12 protein-coding genes are annotated in these 19,130 nt (G+C 56.0%); 3 read left to right on the top strand and 9 right to left on the bottom strand.

The annotated features are described in order from the left end of the window. Positions 1-350: 350 nt before the first annotated feature. From AC3Y2E_RS00110 to AC3Y2E_RS00080, 7 genes are all read right to left on the bottom strand, one after another. Positions 351-1,172: a lipoate--protein ligase family protein gene (locus tag AC3Y2E_RS00110; protein ID WP_379205880.1), complete on the bottom strand. Its 822-nt coding sequence runs from the start codon at positions 1,170-1,172 to the stop codon at positions 351-353. Between the two features lie 403 nt (positions 1,173-1,575). Beyond that, positions 1,576-2,517 (bottom strand): RCC1 domain-containing protein, encoded by a 942-nt coding sequence (locus AC3Y2E_RS00105; RefSeq protein ID WP_379205878.1) that lies wholly within the window; start codon positions 2,515-2,517, stop codon positions 1,576-1,578. A 447-nt stretch (positions 2,518-2,964) separates the two neighbouring features. Next, positions 2,965-4,992: a family 10 glycosylhydrolase gene (locus AC3Y2E_RS00100; RefSeq protein ID WP_379205875.1), complete on the bottom strand. Its 2,028-nt coding sequence runs from the start codon at positions 4,990-4,992 to the stop codon at positions 2,965-2,967. A 98-nt stretch (positions 4,993-5,090) separates the two neighbouring features. Continuing rightward, positions 5,091-6,596: a sulfatase gene (locus tag AC3Y2E_RS00095; RefSeq protein ID WP_379205873.1), complete on the bottom strand. Its 1,506-nt coding sequence runs from the start codon at positions 6,594-6,596 to the stop codon at positions 5,091-5,093. A 98-nt stretch (positions 6,597-6,694) separates the two neighbouring features. After that, complete coding sequence (locus AC3Y2E_RS00090) at positions 6,695-8,146, bottom strand: ABC transporter substrate-binding protein (protein ID WP_379205871.1); 1,452 nt, start codon at positions 8,144-8,146, stop codon at positions 6,695-6,697. 39 nt (positions 8,147-8,185) lie between these two features. Then, positions 8,186-9,004 (bottom strand): carbohydrate ABC transporter permease, encoded by an 819-nt coding sequence (locus AC3Y2E_RS00085; protein ID WP_379205869.1) that lies wholly within the window; start codon positions 9,002-9,004, stop codon positions 8,186-8,188. A 17-nt stretch (positions 9,005-9,021) separates the two neighbouring features. Next, positions 9,022-9,921 carry a carbohydrate ABC transporter permease gene (locus AC3Y2E_RS00080; RefSeq protein ID WP_379205867.1) on the bottom strand — a complete coding sequence of 300 codons (900 nt, stop codon included), beginning with the start codon at positions 9,919-9,921 and terminating at the stop codon, positions 9,022-9,024. Positions 9,922-10,241: 320 nt separating this feature from the next. On the opposite strand from AC3Y2E_RS00080, the gene AC3Y2E_RS00075 reads away from it, so the two are divergent. After that, complete coding sequence (locus AC3Y2E_RS00075) at positions 10,242-11,765, top strand: response regulator (protein WP_379205865.1); 1,524 nt, start codon at positions 10,242-10,244, stop codon at positions 11,763-11,765. Continuing rightward, a complete protein-coding gene (locus AC3Y2E_RS00070) occupies positions 11,762-13,537 on the top strand; it encodes a cache domain-containing sensor histidine kinase (RefSeq protein WP_379205863.1) in 1,776 nt (591 codons plus the stop codon). The genes AC3Y2E_RS00075 and AC3Y2E_RS00070 overlap by 4 nt, the downstream gene beginning before the upstream one ends. A 166-nt stretch (positions 13,538-13,703) precedes the next feature. Here the strand turns inward: AC3Y2E_RS00070 and AC3Y2E_RS00065 are convergent, their stop codons facing one another. After that, positions 13,704-14,981, bottom strand: a complete 1,278-nt coding sequence (locus AC3Y2E_RS00065; RefSeq protein ID WP_379205860.1) for an S-layer homology domain-containing protein — start codon at positions 14,979-14,981, stop codon at positions 13,704-13,706. Positions 14,982-15,244: 263 nt separating this feature from the next. Here AC3Y2E_RS00065 and AC3Y2E_RS00060 point away from each other — a divergent pair, with 263 nt between their 5' ends. After that, a complete protein-coding gene (locus AC3Y2E_RS00060) occupies positions 15,245-16,885 on the top strand; it encodes an FAD-dependent oxidoreductase (RefSeq protein ID WP_379205858.1) in 1,641 nt (546 codons plus the stop codon). 197 nt (positions 16,886-17,082) lie between these two features. On the opposite strand, the gene AC3Y2E_RS00055 is transcribed toward AC3Y2E_RS00060, so the two are convergent. Further along, a complete protein-coding gene (locus tag AC3Y2E_RS00055; RefSeq protein ID WP_379206523.1) occupies positions 17,083-18,798 on the bottom strand; it encodes an ABC transporter ATP-binding protein in 1,716 nt (571 codons plus the stop codon). Positions 18,799-19,130 lie beyond the last annotated feature (332 nt).

Genomic DNA, 19,130 nt, shown 5'->3' with positions numbered 1-19,130 from the left:
CGAAAGAGTTTCTTGCGGCACATGCTCGTTCTAAGGAGCTCCCTTATCCGCTTTAGCACGGTGAAGAACATAAACATGCCTGTCTAATAAAAAGCCTAAAAAAACGCCCCATTCCGGCTTCAACCCGAAAGGAGCGTTCTAATTGGTCTCAACAGCCCCCACAGCCCGGCTGCCGCATCGGCCGATATTCCGCCAACTGGCGACGCTGCTTAGGCGTTCTAACTGTATCGCATCGCGCGAATAAGGGTGGCGACCCGTCATCCAGCCGCTCACCCGGCATACTCGGCACATTTGGCACACATGGCACACATGGCACACTCAGCACACTTGGCACCCGGCTCATCCGTCCCTTATTCCGCAGGCTCCCGGCTGTCGTAACGGCTGCGCAGCAGTCCAGCCATCCGTTCCAGCTCCTGCATCGAAGGCTTGTCCGGATGACGGCCGACCGTCCCGCCCCATTCCTGCAGCGTCTGCACGAGCGCTTGGACGAACGTTTTCCCGGTGACGCCGTAACCGCCCAGTTCGGCCAGGGTGGCCATCGTTTCCGGTTCTACGACCGGCACGTCCTTCTCTAGGTTGCCTCCGGTGGCGAGCTCATAGAAGGAGCGGATCAATTCGCCGCGCCGCACGGCATGCCCTTCGGCGGCAACGAACGCATTCACGATAAACGCCTTCGTCTGGCGCCGCTGCGAGATGCCGCACAGCTTGCGTCCGTTGACGCTGACGTCGTACTCGCCCGGACAATAGGAGCCACGCACTTCGCCCTTATCGGCGTCCAGACCGAGCTTGCGGAAGCTTTCGCGGATGAGCGAGTACATCAGCTCGAAGTCTTCCTTGAACTCCAGCTTGCCGCCCGGATTCGGCATGACGATGGACAGATTGACGATACCCGGATCGAGCGATACGGCCGCTCCACCCGAATTACGCACACCTACCTGGTAGCCATGCAGCCTGAGCCATTCCATCGCTTGTTCCACATGCGGCAATCTGCGGTCGCGCAAACCCAGCACAACGGCCTTCTCGTGCCTCCAGATGTGCACGAATGCAGGCGCGCCTTCGCCGATTTTTTGACAGAGCAGCTCGTCATAGGCGAATGGGAACAAGATGTCGCCGAGCAGCGTATTATCGCTTGTATTTTGAATGTAAAATGGAGACGGTATCCGTCCGCTCATATCCACTTCTCCCCGATCCAACAGGATTTAAAAGAAAACCAGTTAGAGAATAGCATGAAACAGCGAAATGTTCAATGTTTCAGGGTTTGGCGGACCCTATCGAGCCGTGGATAAGCAAGCCCGTACAAGGCCGCTTTGGTTCCCTTGCGTCCGTTGCCACCGCTCCCGACCGAAGCTGTGAATCCGGTGTATCGTCTGTTTTCCGTCTGGATTTCTCCCTGGAAACTACGGTAACAAACCGGTTAAGCGAAGAAGATCCGGGCCGGGACTCGTCTGTAAAAAGTCAGTTCAGCCGGGTTTGCTTCTTCCAGTGTGATAATGCCCGGCAAGCGCCACTGGAATACCAAACGATTCTGGGAAGTCAGTTCACCGGTTTCCCAGCCTCCCAGCTCTCCAGTTTCCCTCAATGCGATCTTTCGTCTGAGGAGTCCGTGCCTTGACAGGTGGAATGGTTTCCAGGCAGTTGGATGCCGCTCCAGCCGCTTACCTCGCATTGGCCATATTCATTATCCCCCACAGCAACCACCGTGCCGTCCGATTTAAGCCCTACGGTATGGGCACAACCCGCCGCAACCGCCACAATATCGCGCCAATCGCTGACATTACATTGGCCATGCTTATTCCAGCCTACAGCCGTCACCGTGCCGTCTGTCTTAAGACCGATCGTATGATGACTGCCCGCCGCGATCGCAGCAATACCGCGCCAGCCGCTTACCTCGCTTTGGCCATTTTTATTATCGCCCACAGCCGTCACCGTACCGTTCGATTTAAGACCGATGGTATGCAGATACCCCGCCTCGACATTCACTATATCGCACCAGCCGCTTACATTACATTGGCGGTACCGGTTATTACCCACAGCCGTCACCGTGCCATCCGATTTGAGACCGACGGTATGCCAGTCGCCCGCCGTCACCTCCACAATATTATGCCAACCGCTGACCCCGCATTCACCTTCCTTATTCCTCCCCACGGCTATCCCCCTGCCGTCCGATGTCAGCCCAACGGTACGACACCACCCCGCCGCAACCGCTGCAATATCGCGCCAATCACTGACATTACATTGGCCGTACTTATTCCAACCCGCCGCCGCCACCGTACCGTCCGATATGAGGCCGATTGTATGAGCATTACCGGTGTTCGTCGCCATATGAACATTGCCAGCCGCAACCGCCACGATATCGCGCCAGCCGCTTACCTCACATTGGCCATACTTATTATCGCCCGCAGCCGTCACCGTACCGTCCGATTTAAGCCCGACGGTATGACGCCGACCCGCCGCAATAGTATGTTTGGGCCATCGCTTCACCCTTGCCATCACTTCTTCCGGTAAAATGCAATCCATGTTTCGCCTCCTTAAACAGGCCTGCTTTCAAAGCCTCAACCTCTATATAGATACTTTATCGCAGATGTACCCTAAAGTCCTAACAGGATGCTTTAAATAATCCCCCGCCAACCGGCCCTCCAATGATCTGTTCCCTTATTCCCTGGACCTGGAATAACAGGTTCCGCATACTGCTGTACGTTTTGCCGAATGCAATTTAAAACCAGTCATTTTGCTGCGATTTTCCGAGGCTCACTTAGAACCGGTTTTCCACAACGAAAGGACCTCAGTCTCCACATTCAGTGGAAATTGAAGTCCTTTCGTTGAAAAGCGGAGACGTCCGCCCCTGTCAGGCGACCCCTTCCGGGACAGCCCCTTTGAATCGCCTTACGTTGATTGCCGAACCGTCCTCTTCCATTCGGAGGCGAATATCTTGATGCTTGCTTGGAGCGAACCGACCGGTTTGCTTTAGGCCTCGCTTAATTCGATTATCGCATGAATATGCACCCGCGGAATCGTAAAGGCGATTCCGTCTGCGGTTTGTTCGACCGGCAAGTCCAAATTGTCCGGCTGCAAAACCGCTTTGCGGAGCCTGCTATCACGGATGACGACCCGGATCTCGTGCACCGGGGTGATGTTTTCGATCGGGTTGTAAAATGCAGTGCTTTTCTCCCCCGCATGATTGCTCTGGAAGTTAACGACGTGCAGGTACGTTTTGCCGTCCTTACGCATCAAATTCGTCTCGATATGCGTCGGCGCCTCGACCTCCGCATATCCCGCGTAATGGCACCGGAGCAGATTGTCCACGATGCGCCGCACCCAGAAATGATTCGAGTGCCAATAGGAGCCGAATACCGGCGCGGCGACGTACAAAGCCGTCCCTTTGCCATACCGGTTGACGCTGATGCCCGGACAGTCGCTAACATGGCCTCCCGGCGGAATCGGGTGGCGGAACGCTCGGCTGACGGCCGGTACCGTAAGCGGCCACTGGATGAAGCTGACAATATCCGCTGTCGTCGGCACCGTCTTGATAAACGGCGCTTCGACCAGCTGCGGAATGCGGGCGATCCCTTTCCATAACTCCTCGCGCTCGGTCAAGTAACCGCAGCTGTATGGGGAACGTTCCAAATAGTTTATGCCCAGCACGTTCGCCAGCAGGAAGTTTTGGCGTTCCCGGCAAAACGTCGCTTCGCCCGCCGCAAGCAGCAGTCCGCCCTCCGCGACAAACGCTTCGAGCCGCGCCGCGGACGCTTCCGACAGCCGGACCGTCTCGGGCAGCACGACGACGCGGTAACCGCTCAAATCGGGGAATTGGTCGTTATAGTAAATGTCGAACTGATGATGGCCTTCAAGCAGCATTTTGGCCGCGCCGAACGTTGCGGCGTCGTCTTTGTCGTGGTACCAGTTATTCGTGTTGTTCGCAATCAGCGCCACCTCGCGCACGCTCTCCGCCCGGACGCAATACTTCTCCCGCTCCTCTACGAAGCCGAACGCTTCGCCGATCACGTCGTACACCCCGTCCTGCAGCGTCCCGTCCGGCAGCACCTGATCGCCGATATTGATGATGCCCCCGTTAGCCAAAATCGTCGCGAATTCGTACTTGAGCTGTTCCGCCGTTTTGCACGACATGAGCCCCCAGCCCTCGGTAAACCTCACCGTCATGATTTGCACCGGAACATCCAGCGTCCGGGCATAACGCGCGCGGATCGAATGGTTATGAAACGAGCCCGTCGCCGAAGGCTGGGATTCCCATAAGCCGTAATCGCTTGTGGCGTTAACCCGGTCCGGCTCGCCCATCCGCCATGCTCCGTTGCAGTTCATCAGAACGTTCGGGCGAATCCGTTTGACCGTCGCGACGATTTCCTCCATGCAGCGCGCCGCCGTGTCGATGCCGAAGCGGACGACAAGCTCGCGGTCCGTCACGAGCAGCTCCGGCTTCAGCTCGCGTCCATATTCCTCGGCGAATTTCTTTTTGCAATACGGGCAGAAGCAGTAATGATTATGCAAATACGGGATATCGAGCAAATACCCGTCCATGTCGTACTTCTCTGTAATCTCCTTGATCTGCGGCAGGACGAGCTCCTCTCGGTAAGGGCTGTTGAGACAGGGCAGCTCCCATACCGTTCCTTCGGCGCCGCGCACCTTCCCGTGCTCGTCCACCTGGTACCAGTCCGGGTTGTCCTGAACAGCTCTCGCGTCGGTGCCGAGCGAGTAATACGCGATGACCTTGATGTCATGCTTCCGGGCTTCCGCCAGCACCTCGCCGAAAAAGTCCTCCTTCAGCCCGCTATGCTTATGCCCGACCGTATTGTCGTAAAAGGCGTTGCCGAAATGGCATTTCGTAAAAACGCCGATGACGTTGACCTTCGCCCGGACGAACCGGTCCACGAACGATTTCGCGTCAAAGTTGCGAATCGCTTCGCGCGGAAACTCCGGCATATGAAAATCGACGTGCACCTGACGCATACGGTCCCAAAACCAGCTGTCTTTCTTCATATAGATAAACCCTCCTGCTCCGGCGCTCGGCGACGGTTTCGCTGAACGTCTCAGCGCCGACCGCCGCCGAGCTTTTTTACAACTTATATACTCAGAGACTACGACTTCGATAGCGCATGCAAGCCAAGCCTCTCCAACTGCTCCGCCGGCGCACCCAGCTCCCCGAGCTTGACCGCCAGCTCCCGCTGAAGCTCGTCCAGCTTGTCCGGACGGACATCGGCCAGATTCGTATACTCGTTCGGGTCGGCCGTCTTGTCGCTCAGCCATGTCGGGGTGCCCCACGACGGGCAGTCGACCGCACGCCGCCCCTTCTCGTAAGGCCCGAGATCGTACGGAATAAACCTCGCCGTGCTGTGTCCGTACCAATACAACGGCTTGTTGTCCGGCACCGGGGACTGGTGCAAAATCCACTCGCCGTCGGTGATCGTCACGCTGCGTCCGAACATACCGCTAATCGCATAGCGGCGCGTGCCTGCTCCGGCATCGCGGAGCACGGGCAGCAAATCGATGCCGTGCCGGTCCGGCGGGCAAGGACGGCCGACCGCGCTCAGCACCGTCGGGTAAATGTCGACGAGCTGGACAAGCTGGCTGCGCCGCTCGCCGTGACCGTCGCGGGGATGCGCAACGATAAACGGAATATGCCCGCAGGCATCGTGCTGATGCGTCTGCAGCTTGCCGATCCGGCCGTGGTCGCCGTTATAGGTGCCGTGATCTGAGGTGAAGATGACCATCGTATCGTTCCACAGATCCAGCTCGTCGAGCTTATCGAGCAGTTTGCCGAGCCACTTGTCGGTCATCGCCACCATCGCGGCATACCGCGCCTGCACATGGCGCAGCTCCTCCGGCGCATAGTGATTTTCCCATTTGTCGTACGGCACCATCGACTTCCAGCGGTCCACGTCGTATCCGCGCGGATCGAACTTTTTCAGCCATTCCTCCGGCGGGTCCCACGGCTCGTGCGGGTCGAAGCAGTCGATATGCACATAGAAATTGTCGTGCGACCGGTTCGCTTCCAGCCAATCGGCCGCCTGTGTAAACACTTTGGCGCAAAAATAGTCTTCCTCCGACTTGCGGGTCAAGTGCACGTTGCGATGATGGCGTTCCACCTTATGGTCCGCGTCGTCCGGACAAGGGAAGACGACCGGGTCGGTTTTCCAGGCGTCCGCCTCATGGCCGCGAACGAAATCGAATCCGGTATACCCCATATGGTAATTGCCAGCGCCCTGCTCCCACAAATGAAAATGGTCGGTCACCATGTAGCTGACCGGATATCCTTGCGCAAGCTGCCGGGATAACGATTGGTTCGGCGGACCGGACACTTGCCGCGGCAAGTCGAGATCGCCGTCCTCCAAAGGGCCCCAGCCCCGTTCCAGAAACTCGTACCGCCCCGTGTAAATATCCCGTCTGGCCGGCATGCAAGGCGTCGATCCGCACCAGGCGTTGTCGAATACGGTGCCCCTGCGGGCAAGCCGGTCCATATTCGGCGTCGGCACGATCCATTCCGGCTGTTCCGGGCTCATCACCCGGTTCAGCGGCCTGCCTTGATGGTAAGGTCCGCAATGATCGACACGCAGCGTGTCGCATACGATAACGATGCAGTTCATCCGTTTCTCCTCCCGATCGGGACCGTCCCCGCGTCCGCATTCAGACGATTCCCCCGGCTCACGGTCTGTTCGGATGCCGGGGGAATAGACGGCCAAACTTATTTTTTAGTTCCGTACTGATTGTCCTTGTTCCAATTATTCATTTTCATGGTATCGTTCATGTCGGCCTTGAGCGTATTCTGCATCTCGGTCGCGTACTTGTCGAACGTAACCGAGTCTTCCAGATACAGCTGGCCGATCCGCACCAAATCTTCATTCAGCTTTTTGCTGATATGGGCGGCGTAGAAGTTGACCAGAATGCGCTCCCCGACGAATTGGAAGCCTTGCAGATGATCGGGAAGCTTGACGCCGACTAGCGTTGTCGCTGTATACATTTTGTTCCCCATCACCGTCGCCACTTCCGGCGAAGACAAATATTTCAGGAAATCGACGGACGCTTCCAGCTTCTCGCCCGTCACTTTTTTCGGAATCGTGAACACCATGTCCGGGTATCCGCCGAGCTCATAATATTTCTCGGCCGCGTTCGGGTTTTCTTTTTTCGTCAGGTAGGGCAGCGCGAACGTGCCGAATTCGAATTTTCTCGCCTTCGAATCCTGAATCGTGTTCAGCTCGTAGTTTCCTGCCATTACCATCGCCACGTCGCCGCGGATGAACATTTCCTTGGCCGTGTCGCCGTTCATGCCGTTATAACCTCTGGCCCAATACTGCGACCAGTCTTTGATGATCGGCATAACGCCGAACCAGTCGGGCGATTGCAGATTGATTACGTTCTGATCGACGGCGCCCGCGATTTCGCTCAGCTCCAACTGACGGTTTTGGTTCCAGTCGAACGGCTTGACCTTATCCGCAGCGATCTGGTTCGTCATCAGGTTCGTGACCCAGAGCAAGTGGTTGTCGCCCGGCTTCGAGTTGGCAAAGGCGAACGGCGTAACTCCGGCCGCTTTCAGCTTTTTCTGCACGTCGATGAAGTCGGTCCATGTCTTCGGCACTTGCAGCCCGTGCTTCTTGAACAAGTCCTGATTATAGAAGACGCGGATCGCCAGCGTTTGCAGAGCGACACCGGACAGCTTGGTCGATATCGGATTTTTCATTTCGTTTAATATCGTCGGCGTAAACGTGTCCTTCCACACTTTGTTGTCCGTATACGGATTCGGCTTGTCATATTCCGCAGTCAGATCGACAACCAGATCTTTGTTCAAATCTTCGTGCGTCCATGTGTAGCGGCTCGGCACGATTTCCGGAGCCGTACCGCCGATCAGGCCGGTCGTCAGCCAGGTGCGGAACGCGTCCCCGTCGTTCGGCGCATAGTCGAGCTTGATTTTGACATTCGGCTTTTTCTGCGCGTAACCGGCTACGATTTCCTGCCATACCGCTTTGATCTCCTCCTGCTTCGGCGTTTCCACGGCAAACGTCAGATTGATCGTTTTCTCGCCGCCCTCCCCGGCTTTGTTTTCATCCGGCTTGGACGACGTGCAGGCCGCCAGGAAGACTGACGATGCTATGGCAAGCGTCAAGCCTTTGGCGAACCGTTTTCCAGTTCGATTGGACATCGGATTACCCCCTATGATGTATGATTGCTTTCTTCTATCCTAACCTTTCACCGCGCCCGACGTAATGCCGGAGATAAAAGGTTTGGTAGCGACCAGAAAAAGCGCGAGCAGCGGGATCGACGAGATGATATAGCCGGCCAGCTTAACGCTGATGCCTTGATCCATGTTCCCCGTTACGGTGCTCAGAGCGAGAATGACCGGTTTGACCTTGTCCCCGGTTGTCGAGACGAGCGGCCAAATGTAGTTGTTCCAGCCGGCCAGGAAGTTGATGATCGATACGGTTGAAATGACCGGCAGCGAAAGTGGCATAACGACCTTCGCGAAAATTTGCAGCTCGCCGGCACCTTCGGTTTCGGCTGCCTCCAGCAAGCTTTTGGGCAAGCCTTCGAAAAAGGTTCGCATCAGATACGTAGCCATCGAAGCGCCGAACGCCATCGGAGGGAAAATTTGCCCTTGGTACGTATTCAGCATGCCCAGCTTCTGAACGAGCAAAAACTGCGGGATGAGAATGAGAAAGCCCGGCACCATCATGAGCGACAAAATAAGCAGGAACAGCACGTTTTTGCCGGGGTACGAAAACCGCATAAACGAATATCCGGCGAATGACGAAATGATCAAAACACCGGCCACGATGCAGGTGGAGATCAATACCGTGTTCCCGATGAACGGCCCGATTTGCTTAAACGCCGTTGCGTAATTGTCGAAATGAAACGGAAACCCGACACCCCAAAAGTTCAGGATCATTTGCTCCGAATGTTTGAGCGAGCTGACGATCAGCATATAAAACGGAAACAGCGTCAGCCCGAGCAGGATAGCGAGAATCGCGTAATGCGGCACGGCCGCGATTCGGAATCGCAAGGCAAGCCCCCTCCTTTCTAGTCGATAGTTTCGGTGTTTTTGACAAACTTGTTGTTGGCCCATGTGAGCATGAGCAGCAGCAGAAACAGGACGAGACCGATCGCCGAGGCGTACCCCATCTTGCTGTAGGAGAAGCCTTGAATGTACAAATAAAGCGCGGGGGTCATCGTCGATTGACCGGGACCGCCGTTGGTCAGCACGAGAATGTTCTCGAAGCTTTGAATCTGCTGGATGATCGTCAGCACCGTAACCATCTTGAGCTGGCTGCGGACGAGCGGCAGCTCCAAATGAATGAACCTCTGCCAGACGTTCATGCCGTCCAGCTTCGCGACTTCGAACAGCTCGGTGGAAATCGCCATAAGCCCGGCCAAGTAAATCAGGAACGTGATGCCGCCGATCCACGGAAAATTGACGAAAATGACGGACGTAAGCGCCGTTTTGCTTTCGCCGAGCCAAGCGTGCGTCCACGATTCGAGTCCGAGCTGCTCCAGAAGCTCATTGAGCACGCCGTAATCTCCGGCGAAAATCCATTGCCAGGTCAAGTAAATGACGATGCTCGGAATGACAAGCGGAATGACGAACCACAGCTTGAACATATTTTGCAGCCGGATCTTCTTGACATGAAACACGAGCACCGCGGCCAGCAAAGGCACGGTTAGCTGGATGAGCACCCCGGTGGCCGTGAAGATTCCCATGTTTTTCAGCGAGACGTAAAACGTCTTGTCGCGAAACAGCTGGACGAAATTGTCCAAGCCGATGAACGTCCGGACATTGGCGCCGTTCCAATCGTAAAACGACATGATCAGCGCGTTGAAGAACGGAATGTACTTGAACGTAGCAAGCACGGCGAATACCGGGATCAGGAAAGCGTAACCTTTCCAATGCTTGCGAAAAAATCGTGATGCGGATAATGCCATGGTAGTTTCGACCTCCCGTCGATCGTAAGCGGTCGTTAAGCCGAACCCGGCCGGATGCGGCCTGTACGGTAACGTTTTCTCGATATGGTTAAACTGTACGTGAAAACGTTTTACATTTCGAGGTGACATTTTTTGTTTCGGAGGGGGGCCATTTTTTTGCATGTCGTCCGAGGCGGGTGCGGGTAAGTTAGGGATGTAAAACATATGCTATACTGAATGGCAAGATAGAGCGGAATTGCCGTTGTTATCCGGCACGCGCTTATCCAATGGATTGCCAGGAGCGGAAATTTGCGGCCGAGGCCGCTATGAAGGCGGGGAACATGATGAACGTGCTAATCGTGGACGACCAAAGGCTTTCCCGCGCCGGACTCGCCAAAATGATCGAATGGGACAAGCTCGGCCTTACCCCTGCGGGGGAATGCGCGAACGGTCGCGATGCCCTGGAGAGAATCGGTGACGCGGATGCCGATATCGTCATAACGGACGTGCGGATGCCGGTCATGAACGGGCTCGAGCTGATCGAAAAAGCGAAGGAGCAATATCCCGACATCGCGTATGTCGTTGTAAGCGGCTATGACGATTTCGCCTATGTGCGCAAATCGATCCAACTGACCGTGGCCGATTATTTGCTTAAGCCGGTAGACCCGAGGGAGCTCAACGAACTGCTCGCGAAGCTTGTAAAACGGGGCGAGGAGCGGCAAAAAAAGGCGGAAGCGGAACTGCGCACCTCACGCGAGCAGTTTTTTCGCCATTTGCTTGAAGGCGCTTACGGTGTCGTCGAACCGGAATCGCTGCCGGAGTTCGCCGAGATCCGGTTCGCGGCTCCCGGCGACCAGTTCGTTGCAGCCGTGTTCGAGAGCGGCCTCGACAAACCAGCCGTATATGAGACCCTCAGGCCGATGGCGGAGAGAATCGCTGTATGCGTCTACCGCACCCGCGGCGTTTATTTGCTGATCGCGTCCGCTCCCTCGCTGGCCGCAGGCGATATCGCTTCGGAGCTGAAGCGTTTGGCGGGGGGCGGCAGCGCATTCGCCCGGGTCAGTATCGGCGGCGCGGCGGATGGCGTCGGCGGCGTGAAAGAGACGGTAAGCCAAGCGTTCGACGCCTATTCGATCCGGACGAGCCGGAGCGCAGATTCGGCGGACGAGCCGGCAACCTTTGAGAGCATGGAAGCAAAAACCGCCGATTTCGTGCCGCTCAGCGCCGCCTGGGAGCAAGAGTGGGCGTTCCACCTCCGTCAAGGGAACAGGCGCGAGGCGCTGGAGAAGCTCGGGGAGCTGCTGGACGCCGGCCGCTCCGCCCATCCCGACATCGTGGACGGCTCGTACCATTACGTGCTGCTGCGCGGAGCCCGCGAGCTGTACGAGACCGGGCTCCTCCGCGAGCCCGACTTCCGCGAAGCGTGCCGTATCGCAAGATCGCTCCCCCATGTCGTCTCTCTGGAAGACAAGAAGCAGTGCGTAACGGCCTTTTTCCTCCACCACTTGAAGGAGAAGGACGGAGAATACGCGATGGAGGCCCGCCTCGCCGTAGAAAAAGCGAAAGCTTTCATCGACGCCCATTATTGCCAACCGATGAACTTGTCCGAACTGGCCCACAGCAGCTACTTAAGTCCGGGTTATTTCAGCTCACTGTTTCGCCAGTTGACGGGAAGGAACTTTCTCGAATATGTGGCCCATCTGCGGATGGAGCACGCCAAATCGCTGCTCGCGTCCGATCCGGGCCGGAAAATCGGGGATGTCGCGCTGCAGTGCGGCTATCAGGACCTGAAATATTTCCGCAAGCTGTTCAAGCGCCATACCGGCATTACGCCTGCCAGTTACAAGGAGGACGCGGCCCGGTGACAGACGTGATCGTTCGAGCCATCCGCAGCATTCGCGGCAGCATTCGCAAGAAGCTGTTTTTGTCCTATTTTATCGTCATTCTCATTCCGCTCGTACTGATCGGCACTATTTTGTTCGTCACGATGCTGTCCATTACCGAGCGGCAGACGCTGGATAAGCGGGCCGTGGAGATGAAGCTGGTGTCCCAGCAGCTGCAGGCCTACACGGATCAGCTGGAGCTGTATTCCCGGGTTATTTATACCGGCGAGGTGCAGGCACTGCTGAATGCGGGGCCGCCCGCGGACGCCATCGCCTTCACCCGCTGGAAAAGTGCGCTGTTCCAGCAGTTCGAGGAATGGTACGGCTACATGAACATTAAAGCCGCGATCCAGAACGTTACGATCGTGAGGGCGAACGGATCGGAGATCGCCAAGGAGCACATGTATGCCCCCGAAGCCTCGTTCGCCGCCCAGGAATGGTACCGTCGTGCAATCGCGCGGCAAGGCGAGGTCGTCATCGCCGGCCCGTTCGTCCGGCCGTTCGCGAATCCGGGAACCGCGGCCCATACGCATACGTTTTCGCTCATCCGGAAAATCAACAACCCGCTCGGCGGAACGGACCTTGGCGGCATCGTCGTCGACATTAACGTCATGGATCTCGCGCGCCTGCTAACCAGCCTGAACTTGCGCAACATGACCATCTTGAACGCGGACGATACGGTCGTTTATGCGGACCGGTCGGACACGATCGGGCAAAAGTGGCCCTACGGAGCCAGCATCCGCGGAGCGGATTCGGGCTGGATCGATACGGACGGAGGGCGCATGTTCGTCAATACGGGAGAGCTGCCGGCGACCGGCTGGCGCTTCGTCAGTCTGGACCCGCTCAGCACGCTGTCCGTATACTCCGTGGCTTTCCGCAATATGACCGTCGGGGTCGGGCTTGTGGCGCTGCTCGTCGCGCTGGCCCTCTCGACCTTCATCGCCGGACGTATTACGAAACCGCTGCGCACGCTCCAGCGCAACATGAAGCAGGTGCAAGACGGCCGCTTCGACATCCGGCTGGACGTCGTCCGAACGGATGAGGTCGGCCAGCTTACGCGCAGCTTCAATCAGATGACCGAGCGGGTGCAAACGCTCGTCAACGACGTGTACAAAGCGGAAATTATCCGTAAAGAAGCGCAGCTTAAGGCGCTTCATTCGCAGATTAACCCGCATTTTCTGTACAACACGCTCGACTCGATGAACGCTATCGCCATGCTGGAGGAGGTGCCGCTGCTCAGCAGGATGTCGAGAATGCTCGCCGACATGTTCCGCTACAGCATTTCCCAGGGCGATCCGGTCGTGCCGCTTGGCGAGGAGCTGAAGCAAGTCAAGCGGTATGTCGAAATCCAGCAAATCCGCTACGACTACAAGTTCAATCTGCTGCTGTCGGTACCGGACAAGCTGCTGCAATACCGGATTCCGAAGCTGACGCTTCAGCCGATCGTGGAAAACGCCGTCTACCACGGGCTCGAAATGATCCCGGACGAAGGCATTCTCGCCATTACGGCCTACGAATCGGCGGATGGCGTCATGATTGAAGTATTTGACAACGGCAAAGGCATCGCAGAGGAGGAGCTGGATTGGATTCGCCGAAGGATGCGCGAGCCGATCGATTACGCAGACCATCTCGGGCTCGCGAACGTGCAAGAACGGCTGCAGCTGCATTACGGCAGCGAGTACGGGATTTCAATCGACACCATATACCGGAGAGGAACAAACGTAGTTTACAGGCTGCCTCGGTTGAAGGAATAGATCGGAGTGAGCAAGATCGGTTACAAAACGAACGTGAAGGGGCTCCGACGCTTCTCTGCCCTTCCGTCGATCATGCAGAAAGGCCGCCAACCGGACATTAAATGCCTGGCTGACGGCCTTTTATCGCTATATTTATTCAGAAGCGGGAAGCAGAGGAAGTGCTTAATTATTTAATTTCGATCGAAGTTACGACCTGATTGCGGCCTTTCAGCTCCAGGTTGCGGTCGTACGCCAGCAGTGCTGCGTTGCCGATCACCGAGTAGTTCGGATCTACATTGTAGTAGCTCAGAGTCGGTGTATCCGAACCGGTTACCGCCGTATTTATGACGATTCTGCTAATCTTGCCGCTGTTCCATTCCAACGAGTACAAGCGGCCGCTGACGGTGAAATCTACAACCGGATTCGTCGTCGTCGATTTGGTCACTTCCAAATAAATCCCGATGCCGTTGATCACTTTCGCACGGACTTCATCGCCTACTTGAATTGCAGCGATCGGAGCGCGTACGCCGTCGCGGAAGACGAAAGCGTTAGGTTCGAGGCCCACAGCGGTCGAAACGCCGCCCTTCAGCACGGTCAGGACGTTGCCGTTAATCGCCGTTACTTGACCCGACACGACGTCCTTCTCCTGTCCCGGCATCTGCTCGCCTGTCCGGTCAAGCAATGCGGCCAGCTGGGCGCGTGTTACCGGATCGTTCGGACGGAACGTATTGTTCTCGAAGCCGTTGACCAATCCTTTTTCGACGGCAACCGCAACGTAACCTACGGAACCGGCCGGGATCTTGTCAGCGTCCTTGAAGGTCAGCTTCGTATTCATTTTGGCCTTGGCTTCCCCGTCCAGCTTAAGCGCTTTGACGAGCAGCGTTGTCGCCCACAGGCGGTCCGCCGTTTTCTCCGGCTGTACAGACGTCTCCAGCTCGGTGAACAGGTCGTTCTTGACCGCAAGCGACACGTATCCGATCGCCCACGGATATTGCTTCGCCAATTTATCCGCATCCTTAAAGTTCAGGCTGGTGCTCTTCTCGGCAGCCGATTCGGCCTGATCGCGAAGCCCCATCAGACGGACAGCCGCCGTGATCGCTTCGATGCGGGTGATGTGGTTGTTCGGTTTAAACGTTCCGTCCTCATACCCCTCGAATACCCGCTTCGACGCCAGGCTCGCTATATGCTGAACCGCCCACTCCACGCCTTCCATATCGTTAAAGTTAACGAAGATGTTGACGTCGCCGCCGATATGAATGGAGTTGCTTTTATTTTTATCGTTCCAGCCGTTGTTTCCGTTTCCGTTGTTTCCGTTCCAACCTTTACTAGGGGTGGTCCAGCTGCTGCGGCGATCGTCGTCTCTGTCTTTATCTTTTCCTTTGTCCGCAAAAGCCGAAGATGCCCCTCCAACAACCATCGCAAAAGTCATTGTCGTAATAACAGCCTTTTTAAAAACTCGCTTCATAAGTTATTTTCCTCCCCAGAATCGTTAAGATGGTCAAGCGGTTTCTTGCTGTCACGCAACCCAAGGCGCAAACCGCAGCAATAAGATCTCCTGTGATGGCATCGAGGACATCCTATCCGGTGCAGCCTGCTCCTGAGTCCCGAACCTTCGCGAAGGGTTCCCGGTACTGATAAATCCATTCGGCGGTCCAAAATGGTTTGTGGGGGTGAGTTAAAAAATGATAGACTTGTAACAGAAATCGCAAGTAGAGAAAGGAGTTCATCATGCGTTTGAACCGCACCACAATTACAGTCGTATCCGTTCTGATCCTGCTTGTGCTGGCTGTCGCTATATGGGCCGCATACGGGAAAAAGGGCGCCACCGATCTTGCCGGAGGCGACACCTCCCTGATCGAACAGCCCACTTCTCCCGAAAACAACACAGGTACCCCGGTAACCGGACAAAAACCGGCTCCGCCTCCGGAACCGGTCGTCTCGGTCGAGAAAGTCGATATCGTCGTATTCGGTTCCGAGCTGGAAGGATTATATTTGGCCCGCGCCGCGGCGGACGCAGGATTAAACGTCAAAGTGCTCGATCCCCAGGAGAAAGTCGGGGGGCAAGTGCTGGAGGCGGAAATGCTGTTTCTCGACGAAACGAAAGACGATCAGGGGCGCAGCCTTGTGCAAGGAAGAATCAAGAAGCTGTTCGACGGCTTCAAAAGCGCGAAAATACGCAAAAAGGATGAATACGTCCGTTACTTCGAAGAACTGATGGCAGGTCTTCCGATCGAATCCGGCATTACGATCGCCAGCGTCAAATCCGCGCCGGGCGTCGGCACGGCCGAAGGCTCCGTCACCTCGGTCGATTACAAGACGAAGGATGGCGAGATCAAACGGATCGAGGCTGCCTATTGGGTGGAGAACACCGACTTCGCCGCCCTCGTCTCGAAGCTCGACGCCACCCGGATGCCGGGTCTCGAAGTGTTTTACGGACATCCCGAGAAGGTCGAGTACATGAGCGCCGGCATGATGATGAAGTTCAAAAACGTCGACTGGAAAACGTTTAATACTCACTTTAACGGCTTATCCGCCGCCGAACGCAAAAGCAAATACGGCACCGGTTATGTAAACGAGAACTTTGCCATCGGGCTTCAAGGGATGACGGACGCTTACAAGGCGACGAACGACAGAGTGTTCCTCCGCGGGCTGAACGCGGTTAATCAGCGCGACGGCGAAGTGCTGATCAATGCGTTCCTGATCTACACGATCGATCCGTCGGACCCGAAATCAGTCGAAGAAGGACTCGAGCTCGGCCGCAAAGAAATCCCGCTCATCCTGAACCATTTCCGCAAATCGATCGTCGGTTGGGAGAAGGCGGAGCTGAACGGATTCCCGGATTATTTGTACATACGCGAATATAACCACTACGAGACGGATTACGTGCTGAAGCCGTCGGACATGCTCGGGGCCAAAATGTTCTGGGACAACGTCAGTATCGCCGGTTATCCGCTCGATCTGCAAGGAACGAGCGTCAACAAATGGGGCAACGAGATGGGCCGTCCGGACAAATACGGCATGCCGCTCCGAAGCTTTTTGCTCAAGAAATACGACAACGTCATTATGGCCGGCAAAAACGTCGGAGCGTCCGCAATCGCGTTCGGCAGCGCGCGGATTCAGCCAAATACGGGCCTTGCCGCCGAGTCGATCGGGGTCATTCTCGGTCAAATCCACGGCAAGAAAAAGCTCAAAGAGCTGAAGGAAGCCGATATGCCCGCTTTGCATCAATACTTGGAATCGAAGTACAAGATCAAGGTTACCGGCGTGCAAGGCAACAACAAGCTGAGCGGCTGGACGCAGGACGAGCTGAACAAGCTCGATACGGGTGAAATTATTTATACGGAATACCGGCGCAAGGCGGCCAAGTAGTTGGCTGTACAGACGCCCGGTTCAAGGCTGCCTTCTCCATTTCAGGTAGGCGGGGAGAAAACCAAAAACGCCCGGAGAATCCGGGCGTTCGCGGAAGTTGCAACGTACGGGAATGACCACCGGCCGGTAGTGCCGGATGTTATCTATCACCGAGTCGGAGTCGGAGGGCGCAAGCCCTCCTTTTTTTTGCGATCAAGCTACAGAGCCACCGACACATCCCCGAGATGCAGCCTGCTGTAGATGCCTCCCTTGGCAAGCAGGGCATCGTGCGTGCCTTCCTCGGCGATTCCGTCTCTCGTTACGACCAGGATGCGGTCGGCATGCCGGATCGTTCCGAGCCGATGCGCGATGACCAGCGTCGTACGTCCTTGCGACAGATCGGACAGCGCCAGCTGAATCGCCGCTTCCGTCTCGGTATCCAGCGCGGAGGTTGCTTCATCCAGAATCAGAATCGGCGGATTTTTCAGGAATATCCGGGCGATCGACAGACGCTGCTTTTGCCCGCCGGACAGCTTCACGCCGCGCTCCCCGATCATCGTATCCAGCCCTTCGGGCAGCGAACGGATCAGCTCGGTTAATTGCGCGCGTTCCGCCGCCTCCAGAATCTCCCGCTCGCCGGCATCCAGCTTGCCGTAGGCGATATTTTCACGGATCGTACCGTCGAACAAGAAGACGTCCTGCTGCACGATGCCGATCTGCTCGCGCAAGCTGCGCAAAGTCATCTCCCTGACGTCGATGCCGTCAATCCGGATCTCCCCCGCCTCCGCTTCGTAAAATCTCGGAAGCAAGCCGCACAGCGTCGTTTTGCCTCCGCCCGAAGGACCGACCAGCGCGACCGTTTCCCCGGCGCGGATGCTCAGGTTCAGGTTGTCGAAAATCCGTTTGTCCGAATCGTAGCCGAACCGGACGTTCACGTACGTAATATCTCCGTTAAGCTTGGCTTCTTTACTCCCTTTGTCCTGTACGTCCGGCTCCGTTTCCAGCAGATCCAGGTATCGCTGAAACCCTGCCAGTCCTTTCGGAACGGTCTCAATCATCGAGTTAATCGTACGGATCGGCCCCAGGAATACGTTCGACAGCATCACAAAAGCGATAAACTCCCCGAAGGTCATCTGCTTCTGGATGACAAACCAGGTGCCGCATACGATAACGAACAGAGAAACGAATTTCATCATAATAAAACTGATGGACGAATGCCAGGCCATGATCCGGTACGTCGACAGCTTCGTCTGGCGGAACTGCTCGTTGTTGCGGGCGAAACGCTCGATTTCGAATTGCTCGTTGGCAAACGCTTGAACGACGCGCATTCCGCTGACATTGTTTTCAACCCGGGCGTTGTAATCGGCCACGTCGCTGAACATTTTGCTGAAGGCGGCGTTCATTTTCCGCGAGAAGTACAAAGAAACCCAAATCATCAGCGGTACGATAATGAACGTAAGCACCGCCAGCTTCCAGTTGATCGCAACCATAATGCCGAACGCGCCGGCCAGCGTCATCACGGCAATGAACAGATCCTCCGGAGCATGATGCGCGATCTCCCCGATATCCATCAGGTCGTTCGTCATGCGCGAGACCAGATGCCCCGTCTTGTTATTGTCGAAAAACCGGAACGACAGGCGCTGAATCCGATCGAACAGTTTTTTGCGCATATCAGTCTCGATGTTGATGCCCAGCTTATGACCGTAATAAGTGACCACATAGTGCATGACCGAGCTGATGACGAAGATTCCCAGCAATATCAGACAGCCGTATACAATCTGCATCCAGTCCCCGCCCGGCAGCATGTCGTCGATAACCACATTCAGCGCCAGCGGGAACACCAGTTCTAGCAAAGCGGCTAACACCGCGCACGTAAAATCGAGCACAAACAGCCCCTTATAGGGACGGTAATACGAATAAAACTGATATAACAGCTTCTTGTTATACATCTTCCTCCGACGCTCCCCATACCCGATTTCGTTCCATGGATTTCCTTGCTAGCGAGGCATCCTTTATTTGTGAAAAAGATTATCATTCTCAATTATTACTGTCAATTGCTCCCGCTTCACTTTCAGGGAACCCGGTTTCTTGATCCGGTTACGGGTTCTCCCAGGCCACTGCTGCTTTCCTGTCATTTTCCGCATCATTCGGCTTGAAATTTTCGCATAGTATTATCCCGCTTTCGCATATTTTTAACTTGTGGGCCGGGCGGTTCTGATATAGGATAACGATAACGAAACGAACCAAGCCTAAACGGCACTACCTA

The organism is Paenibacillus sp. MAH-35 (assembly GCF_058135425.1).
Note: the sequence above shows the minus strand (reverse complement) of the source record. Positions and strands in the feature narration are given on the sequence as shown.